9 protein-coding genes are annotated in these 8,411 nt (G+C 34.8%); 5 read left to right on the top strand and 4 right to left on the bottom strand.

Going from position 1 to position 8,411, the window contains the following annotated elements; translation table 11 throughout:
• Window positions 1–196 (top strand): tyrosine-type recombinase/integrase (locus KO464_05290; GenBank protein ID MCC7572784.1); only part of this gene is annotated, 196 nt, incomplete at its 5' end.
• 46 nt (window positions 197–242) lie between these two features.
• Here KO464_05290 and KO464_05285 read toward each other — a convergent pair.
• From KO464_05285 to KO464_05275, 3 genes are all read right to left on the bottom strand, one after another.
• Window positions 243–455 (bottom strand): hypothetical protein, encoded by a 213-nt coding sequence (locus KO464_05285; protein MCC7572783.1) that lies wholly within the window; start codon window positions 453–455, stop codon window positions 243–245.
• A gap of 282 nt (window positions 456–737) precedes the next feature.
• A complete protein-coding gene (locus KO464_05280; protein MCC7572782.1) occupies window positions 738–2,480 on the bottom strand; it encodes a bifunctional DNA primase/polymerase in 1,743 nt (580 codons plus the stop codon).
• A gap of 198 nt (window positions 2,481–2,678) precedes the next feature.
• Complete coding sequence (locus KO464_05275) at window positions 2,679–2,867, bottom strand: hypothetical protein (protein ID MCC7572781.1); 189 nt, start codon at window positions 2,865–2,867, stop codon at window positions 2,679–2,681.
• Between the two features lie 314 nt (window positions 2,868–3,181).
• On the opposite strand from KO464_05275, the gene KO464_05270 reads away from it, so the two are divergent.
• From KO464_05270 to KO464_05255, 4 genes are all read left to right on the top strand, one after another.
• Window positions 3,182–4,444: a metal-dependent hydrolase gene (locus KO464_05270; protein ID MCC7572780.1), complete on the top strand. Its 1,263-nt coding sequence runs from the start codon at window positions 3,182–3,184 to the stop codon at window positions 4,442–4,444.
• A 44-nt stretch (window positions 4,445–4,488) separates the two neighbouring features.
• Complete coding sequence (locus KO464_05265; protein ID MCC7572779.1) at window positions 4,489–4,713, top strand: hypothetical protein; 225 nt, start codon at window positions 4,489–4,491, stop codon at window positions 4,711–4,713.
• Window positions 4,706–5,164, top strand: coding sequence for a hypothetical protein (locus tag KO464_05260; protein ID MCC7572778.1), 459 nt, complete (start codon window positions 4,706–4,708; stop codon window positions 5,162–5,164). The genes KO464_05265 and KO464_05260 overlap by 8 nt, the downstream gene beginning before the upstream one ends.
• A gap of 64 nt (window positions 5,165–5,228) precedes the next feature.
• Window positions 5,229–6,329, top strand: a complete 1,101-nt coding sequence (locus KO464_05255) for a zinc-ribbon domain-containing protein (protein MCC7572777.1) — start codon at window positions 5,229–5,231, stop codon at window positions 6,327–6,329.
• 176 nt (window positions 6,330–6,505) lie between these two features.
• On the opposite strand, the gene KO464_05250 is transcribed toward KO464_05255, so the two are convergent.
• Window positions 6,506–7,996 (bottom strand): ATP-binding protein, encoded by a 1,491-nt coding sequence (locus tag KO464_05250; protein MCC7572776.1) that lies wholly within the window; start codon window positions 7,994–7,996, stop codon window positions 6,506–6,508.
• Window positions 7,997–8,411: the final 415 nt, after the last annotated feature.

Genomic DNA, 8,411 nt, shown 5'->3' with positions numbered 1-8,411 from the left:
CAGGAGATTGGGATTCAAGGTCACGCCCTACATGCTGCGCCACACGTTTGCAACGCTCTTCGTTGAGAACAACGGCAACCTCCTGATTCTGAAGAACATCATGGGGCACAGCCAGATTTCAACAACTGAAAGATATGTACACGAGTCCAAGAGGATGATTAAGAGCGGGTATGACAAGGCGTGCCCTGAGTTTTAGAGCATGTTAAAATTAGGGCCAATCGCTTAACAGATTTGCCCTAAAATCAAGCTTCGTTTTTATTGGCCTTATCCATATCATTGATCACTCTGCTCTTCCATAAGTATAGTATCAGGAAGTTGGTGTATGACATTGATCTAGTTAGATCCTTATCGCACTCAATGCAGAGCAGATCAAAAACTGGCCTTAAAATTGAGAGACTGTCAGAGACATACAGCACGAACTCATAGTTCCAGCATGGATCTTCCCCGTATTCCAAGATGGCGTACCTCCCTTTCTCGCCTAGAATATTACAAATATCTTCGCCTTCATCAGCCTCCATAAGCGTGTATCCATAGATCTGCCTGACGCATGGTATATCTTTGTCTCCCAGATAAGCCCTATATTCAATGAGATTTTTTGCTATAATATCCCTTCCTAGAATATTAAATGACGCTTATGACGGTTTTATAGTGATTTTAGTAAAAGTCCTATAATGTATATCATATAGAGAGTTTTATGGAAAAGGCAAGATAACCGTCATATGTGTCACAATAAATCTTCACCAATTGCTACCCCTGTAGCTTTTCCTCATTCTTTCCACTTGATCTGCAATCAATTCAATGCCTTCCCAATACCTGTTGCTGCCATCCCTAGTTTTCTTAAGGCCAATTTGGGATAGCCTCCTGCCAAAGGCCTGCTGGGATATTGGCGTTGCTTTTATGAAGCTGCAATACTCCTTGTAGGCCTCATAAAGATCGCCAGCTAATGTCTTTTCTAGCACTCCCATCTTGCAAAGATCATCCAGAAAATCCTTTAGAGGATCCATCTCGCCCTTATACTCTTCAGTTGCCTCAACAACTATTGATGGCGGAGTCAATCCTTCCCTTTGCCAATTAAGGCAGCCTTCAATGATCCAGTTTAGGATGCCAGCCTTTTCCTGCTTTAGCTTTGCTGCAAGTTCCCTGTCCTGTTTTTCTTCCGGTATTGTCACAGCAAATGGGATGAGCCTTATCCTTCGCCAGATGGCATTTTCCGCCCCTCTTATCTCTGGTTTATTGTTTGCAGCTATCCAGATCTTAAAATTAGGGACAAACTCAAATCCCTCAGAATATAGAAATCTTGCATAGATCTTATCCTGGCCTGTCAGCTGCTTGACGAGATTCTCTGCTAGCTGTTTTCCTTCTTCCACTTCAACTGAGCAGACAAGCCTTGCACCTTTTAATCTTGCAATATCATTTCTAGGGCCAGTATCATGCTTTTTGATGACAAAGGTCGAGAAGTCAGTCTGCCTTGCATAGTCGCCCATTAGATCCCTTATTACTTCCAAAAATGTTGTTTTACCGTTGGCTCCTGTGCCGTGGAGGAAGAATAGAACCTGCTCCCTAGTGTCTCCTGTTAGGCTATACCCAACTGCCTTTTGGAGATATACCATTAGTTCTTCATTGCCATCAAAGATCTCATTCAAAAACTTAATCCATTGAGGACATTCAAAAGAAGGCTCAAAGGAGACATTTGCCATCTTTGTGATGAACTCTTCCTTCCTGTGATCTTGCAAGAAGAGTCCTGTCCTAAGATCGATTATCCCGTTTTCAACGTTTAGAAGCCAGATGTTGTGGTCAAGCTCGTCTGGAGAGACTGGGACAAAAGAAGCTGCAAGTTTTATCATTGACTCTATCCTGTTTGAGTTCTCAGAAGTTATGGCCCACTTGGAAAGGGCTATCTTGTTTTCCTGATCGCTTTCCTTCATTGATTCGATATGGATTGTCCTTGCCGTATCCATGGCAATCCTGTAGATGTCCCTCCGATCGTCTACTCTCCATATATTTCCGTTCCAGATCAACCACCTGTTTAGTGGCGGACTGAATCTTATGCTATCACCAAAGTAAAGGATCATTCTCTCGGCATTTCCTATGTCTGTCATTGATATCCTATTTTGAGAGAAATTAGTCGTTATCTTCCCAACCTCATTTCCATCTAGAGGTTCTCTGCACCTTTCCTGATTGATGACCTTTAGCGCTTCCTTAACCATGTCAGGCGATAATCCCCTATTCCTAAGGGCGCCAGATATTTTGGTAAGCTCTGTGTTTCTTTGCCCAGTCTCTATTATCCCTCTGTCCCTGGTATCCATTACTTCATTTTTTTCATCTATTATGCGCCATAGCCAATCTGGCATTTCGATTAAGTGATTCCCGTAGATGGTATTTTCCCACTTATACCTCCTGCCGGAAGGGTGAATGCTTGGTGGCGCCACTACATACCCGCCATTGGCCTTAATATCGAGTCCAGGGTAGATTGATGGCATTGAGTCAATCTCGTTTCCTCCGGTCCAGAAGTAAAAATGCTTGCCCCTTGAGGTCTTGACAGTTGGAGTATCCGGTATTTTGCCATTTGACAGTATTTTAAAAGATTCATTGCCCTCATCTCCATCAATATCTAAGACTAGGAGCTGGCTTATAGATCCAGTTATTATGCCTATGTTCGCATCAGGCCACTGGCTCCATCAAGTCCTAACAAGCTCAGAAGTAACTTCCTTTGTCTGAAAATCCTTCCAATTGATTAGTGGCCTTTTGTCCCTTTGGACTAATGGTATGGGATTAAGGCCAAAGACAACAAGATAGTCCATGGCTACAGTTCTGTTTGGAGGAATCTCTCCGCCCCATGTATTATCCTCATTTTGGTAATTATTCAAAGATTCACCTCAAAAAGCGTATTGGATTTTGAATTGATGCTTAATGAGGTTTAAATGAGGAGAGTTTTAGATTAGAAAACAAAAAATCAAGTAAAAAAGAAATAAATGAAAAATCCAGGGACAGCTGCAAATTAATAATTACTGCAATCTGGATATTTTTCGTTATTTATTATACTTGCAGAATGGGAGCTAATCATTAAGGACAAATTTAGGGTAGCAGGTTTTTAGGGGCAAAATAATATGGAAAAATTATTTTTTTCACTATTTTCCCTATTCTTTTCCATATTCTTATAAATGAAAAACTATAATATTATTTGATAAATTTGAATGCTGAAGGTCATTTATTTGTTAGCGGAGTACTCAATATTATATTCTTAGTAATTCTATACTTGTCAGGTATCAATGTTTTTCAAATAGGTATTTTCTTTCCGATATTAATCGTATTCGGAATATTTAGTTTACTGCCTGACATCGACCACCCTAGATCACGAATAAGTGGGGTATTTTATTTGTCTATGATTATTATAATAATTGCATCAGGAATCTCTTTTTTACTTACTTTTAATCCAATAAATATATTGGGGATCTTATTTGCGATTGGGATGCTAATTATTCATAGTAAGTATGCTGAAGATAGTTATAATCATAGGAAATTCCCTCACACCATTAAATTCAGCTTAATAGCATGTCTCATTCTTTTCTTTCTATTAAATTCATGGTATAATAACGCCACATATGTATCAATAATAACTTTAGTTGGAGCTGTATCAATTTTTTCACATATCTGGGTAGACAAATACATGTACGATACATTTTTACATTTTAAGAATAATGTTAACTATTCTGTAGAAATTACTCCCGAGATAGCCTCTGAAAAGAATGTATCTACAAAATTTAATGCAATAATCGTAAGAAACAAAAAGTGGGCAGTACAGTTTAAGCTTTTAGATACTAAAGAAAATGTTTGGATTCCAAAGAGGGAAATAAAGTATATGAAAGGTTCAGATGGGAGTTATACCCAACCAGAACAATACTCACAAAAATATAATGTAACTAATACAAATCCAGTAAGAGAGAAGGCAACTTATTATTATAATAATTCTGGATACAATGTAGTATACGAGCCTACATCTGCCCCGCAGACAAATAATATACTCAATCAATTTTCATTTCAAGATATAGATTATATCTTTCTTAGAAACACTAATGAAGATTTAGTTCTTAATATTAGTAATGATAACAAAATCTACTTGGAAGGAGATAGTATAAGGCCCCCAAGAATCAATAATAGAAATCTTTACTTAGAAAAACTAGAAGGAATTATATATCTCCCCATTAATAATCCTTATTTGAAAATTGATATACAAGTTGTAAATGGAGATATAAAGGGCAACGTGGCTCATTCAGGGAGCATAAGATCGGTAAACGGAGATATCCATCTTAATCTAAACGCTTCACTGAATGTAAAAACAAATACAGTTAATGGAGATATATATGTAAACACAAATTCAAATACGAATAGTTTTCTAGGACAACTTTACTTGGAAACTGTTAACGGGGACATAGTAGTTACATAAAATAATTATATAAATATTAGAAATAAAATTACAATGGTGAAAATATGAATAAATATATCCTACCGATATTCTTTATTTCTCTTTTAATTGCATCCTTTTCTTTTAATATTGTAAAAGGAGAGACAGATTATGACAATTTTTTGAAAGGTAAAGAAGCGTATAATAATGAGTCTTATTCTTTGGCAATTTCTTATTTTAGTAAAGCCATATCCTTAGATCCTCAAAATGAATATTATTATACTTGGAGAGGCGACTGTCATTATGAATAAGAAAATAATCTCCTTATTTTTGGTATTTGTTCTCGTATCCGTAACTCTTGGATGTATATCTAGGCCTTATACTTCAACCAGAGCATCTACTGCAGTTATAACACCAGTTCAAGAAAAAGTTCCTGAGGTAAGTCAAAAAGAGATACCAAAAACAATACTTTGGAACGAGGCTAAATACCACGTTGGAGATAGTGTAACTGTATATGGAACTGTTGTTGGCACTCGTTATGCCTCCTCAAGCAATGGAAAACCTACCTTTCTTAATATTGGCAGAGACCATCCAGATCGAAATCGTTTCACTGTTGTTATATGGGGACGATGCCGCCCTAATTTCTCATCATCTCCAGAAATCTACTATAGGGGAAAGACAATTTATGTAACTGGGCTTATTACAGAATATGATGGAGTTGCACAGATTGAAGTTTGCTATCCTTATCAGATCCAGCAATAATAGTATTCTTAGAATAAAATATAAATGGCATAATAAAATGATAAATATTATGTAGGGGATAAAAATGAAAAATAAAAAATTTTGTATAAAATGTGGAGAGGAAATTCCAAAAGATTCAATATTTTGTTCAAAATGTGGTACAAAGGCTCCGGAAATAAAAGAAGAGATACAAAATTCATCTCCTTCAATAACACTGCAAAATAAATCTAAGATAGGAATCGCATTGATTATAACTATTTTAGTTGGTATTGCTGGAGCATATTTCCTTTTAATGCCTCATTATGAATGGGATAAATATAATGAACTTATTGATAAGGGTAACTTCGAGATAGACGAAGGCAATAGGATAAGGGAAGACTATGTCGACAAATTAGATGAATGGAATACTAAATGGGATAAAATCTATTGGGAAACAGGTAGTTCTTATGTCCAGGAAAATAACTTGAAAATATTGAATGATTATGATAACGCCATTGATAATTTAAATCCTTTATTGGTTGAGTCTAGCAGGCATTATGGAAATGCTGAAATTTATTATAAAGAAATTAAAACTTTAAATCTGCCTGATTGGACTTACGATTATATTGATTTGAGAATACAATCTCTACAAAAAAGAAAACAAGCTTTGTCTAAAGAAATCGAAGTGGATAGTAAAAGAAAAATTGGCAGAGAGTTTGTAATAGCGTATGTCGATGGGCAGATTGACGGGCTTAAATTCTCAGAGGAGATGAACAAAGGATTAATTAATATAAATTTGTATAACTTTGATAAAGCTCAAATCAACATTAAAAATTCTCAAAAATATCTTAGCTCTTGGATCTATGACTGGAACAATGCATATAAGAAAATATCCATTAATTCTTTGAAATCTAACATCACCACTCTTCAATGCCTTGATAGCTCAATGGATTATATGAGTAGGGGATTGGATGCATTCAATAATATGAACTATACTACGGCTACTAACTATTTTGAGCAAGGAACTAGTAAAATGAGTTTATGCACAAATACTGTTCGATCTCCTGAAGATATAGGTCTTGACCTTTCACTCTGGATCGAGAAAAATATTGAGCCTCTCCAAAACCAAGCAGATAAACTCTACGAAGAGTCCACAAAATTAGAGGAACAGTCAGATGTAATTTGGGAGCAGAATCATACAAAATAGAGATATACTTATTTAATCAGAGAGAGAATATTTTCTTTTTAATTTTTTTATAATACCTTACATTCTCCCTTGTCCAGTCCGACCCTAATTTTAAGGCCAGATAAAAGTTTAAAATAAAACACAGATGTATAATTACTTCGCATAATAGACGTTATGCGAAATTGTTTATTTGAGATTCATATCAGTAATAGAAACAGCGATATGGGAATGGAATAGTAGTTTTTATATTTCATTGTATGGTCCTTTGAGATAAGTAGTCCACGATTAAACGAAGAAAAATTACTAAAATCTGAATTTGATATGGATGATTGATATTTTACTTCAAATGGGTAAATTTTATCCCCATATAATCCAACAAAATCTATTTCTCTTTCTTTCTTGTCCCTATAATAACAAATATGATCTTTGGGGTCAAAAAGATCTCTTGGATTTAAGCCATAAGACCATCTGCATAGATGATTGTGGAAAACACATTCAATCAATTTACTTTTCATTTCTAGATTTAATAAATTGGCCTTTAGATTTTCAAAATAATCATTTTTAGCATGTGACCAACCGTGCAAAGCATGGAAAATAAATGGGTCAGAAATGTATATTTTTTTATTTTTTACGGGATTTGGGCCACCGCTTTTTTGGGATAGCGGGTAGACAATATTTCCCACAAAAATATCTTCCATGGCAGATATATAATCCTGCACTGTCGTATGGGTTTTAATATCTGTATAATCCTTTAGACTATTCCAACTAATTGGATTTGGCATTGTCTTAAAAATTGCTTTTATGATCTGTTTAAAATAATCTTCTTTATACCTATATTTTTGAAGATCTCCAGTAATCCAGCCAATATAAGAATTAAAAGTTCTAGTTGATATTTTCTTATCAACAAGGTACTCATTTATCACATATGGTATTCCACCGGTATATAAGTACATATCAAAAATCGAGTCTAATTCTTTTTTGAATATCATTAGATTTTCTATACTTGGATCTATTTCTCCATCAAATAGTTTGAATATTTTTTCTTGTTTATCACTATTTGTAACTAATTTGTTTTTGAATAAGGCCTTTCGTATTTCTGGATTAATTAGTTCTGCATATTCAGAGAATTTCATTGGTAGAAGTATCTTATCTAAAGATTCATTTTTGTCACCGCCTCTTCTCCCGGGCATTCTTTCTGTTGAAGATTTTATGTCCATCGAGTGAGAGCCTGTAATAACAACTGAGCAATTAACTAGATCTCCTCTGTTTGAAAAATACATTATTTCTTTCTGCCAATTGTTAACGGCAGATATCTCGTCTAGAAACAGATATTTTCTTTGGCCAGATTTGGTAGTTCTCCATCTTAGATAAGTTTCAATAATCTTATTTAATTCCTGAGGACTATTACTCTCAAAAGACCAAAAGAAAATATTTTCTGGATCTATTTTATCTTTTAGTAATAGATCCTTGATAATCAACTTAATCAGGGTAGTTTTTCCTACTTGTCGTGGACCACGAATAGTATAAATGACATCTTTATTGAGTTTTATGTAATGTTTTAACTTAGGATTCCATTTGTATCTAGAATCTTCCCAATTCTTAATCTTGAAATCGTCTAGGATATTTTCACTGTTTATCCACCATCGATTAGCCTCGGCCAACTGGCTAATGTCGTAGATTTTTTCCATAGGCAGTATTTGATCTTCTCCTTTTTATATCTTTTTAACAACTCATTTATAAATAACCTAAAATATTTTTAACAAGTCATTTATAAATAAGGCCAAATAATTTTAACAACTCATTTATAAATAGATGCCAAGTGTTTTAACAAATCGTTTAATATTATTATTTAGTCCGGCAATAGACACTTATTTTTTAAATTGAACATTAATTTTAAGTCTAAATAGTGAAATAAAATCATTATGAACGTTAAATTAAAAAATAAGGCTTATTTTCGTTTCGGACTCTTAATCTACGGGCCAGGGGTTCGAATCCCTTACTGCCCGCCAATAACTTTTCTGGCGGCTATTTTTGAAACGGGGCGATATTTGGGCTTATTTTCCGGGGGTGTGAAATTTGGAAAATACCTGTAGACTAATATCT

It is taken from the genome of Methanofastidiosum sp. (genome assembly GCA_020854815.1).
In the GTDB taxonomy this organism is placed as follows: domain Archaea; phylum Methanobacteriota_B; class Thermococci; order Methanofastidiosales; family Methanofastidiosaceae; genus Methanofastidiosum.
The sequence above is the reverse complement of the archived record's forward strand: the minus strand, read 5'-3'. Positions and strand labels throughout refer to the sequence as shown.

Coding starts and splice junctions, on each gene's coding strand:
- KO464_05255 (MCC7572777.1), top strand. CDS start 5,229: ATGAAAAATAAAAAATTTTGTATAAAATGTGGAGAGGAAATTCCAAAA.
- KO464_05250 (MCC7572776.1), bottom strand. CDS start 7,996: ATGGAAAAAATCTACGACATTAGCCAGTTGGCCGAGGCTAATCGATGG.
- KO464_05265 (MCC7572779.1), top strand. CDS start 4,489: ATGAATAAATATATCCTACCGATATTCTTTATTTCTCTTTTAATTGCA.
- KO464_05280 (MCC7572782.1), bottom strand. CDS start 2,480: ATGCCATCAATCTACCCTGGACTCGATATTAAGGCCAATGGCGGGTAT.
- KO464_05260 (MCC7572778.1), top strand. CDS start 4,706: ATGAATAAGAAAATAATCTCCTTATTTTTGGTATTTGTTCTCGTATCC.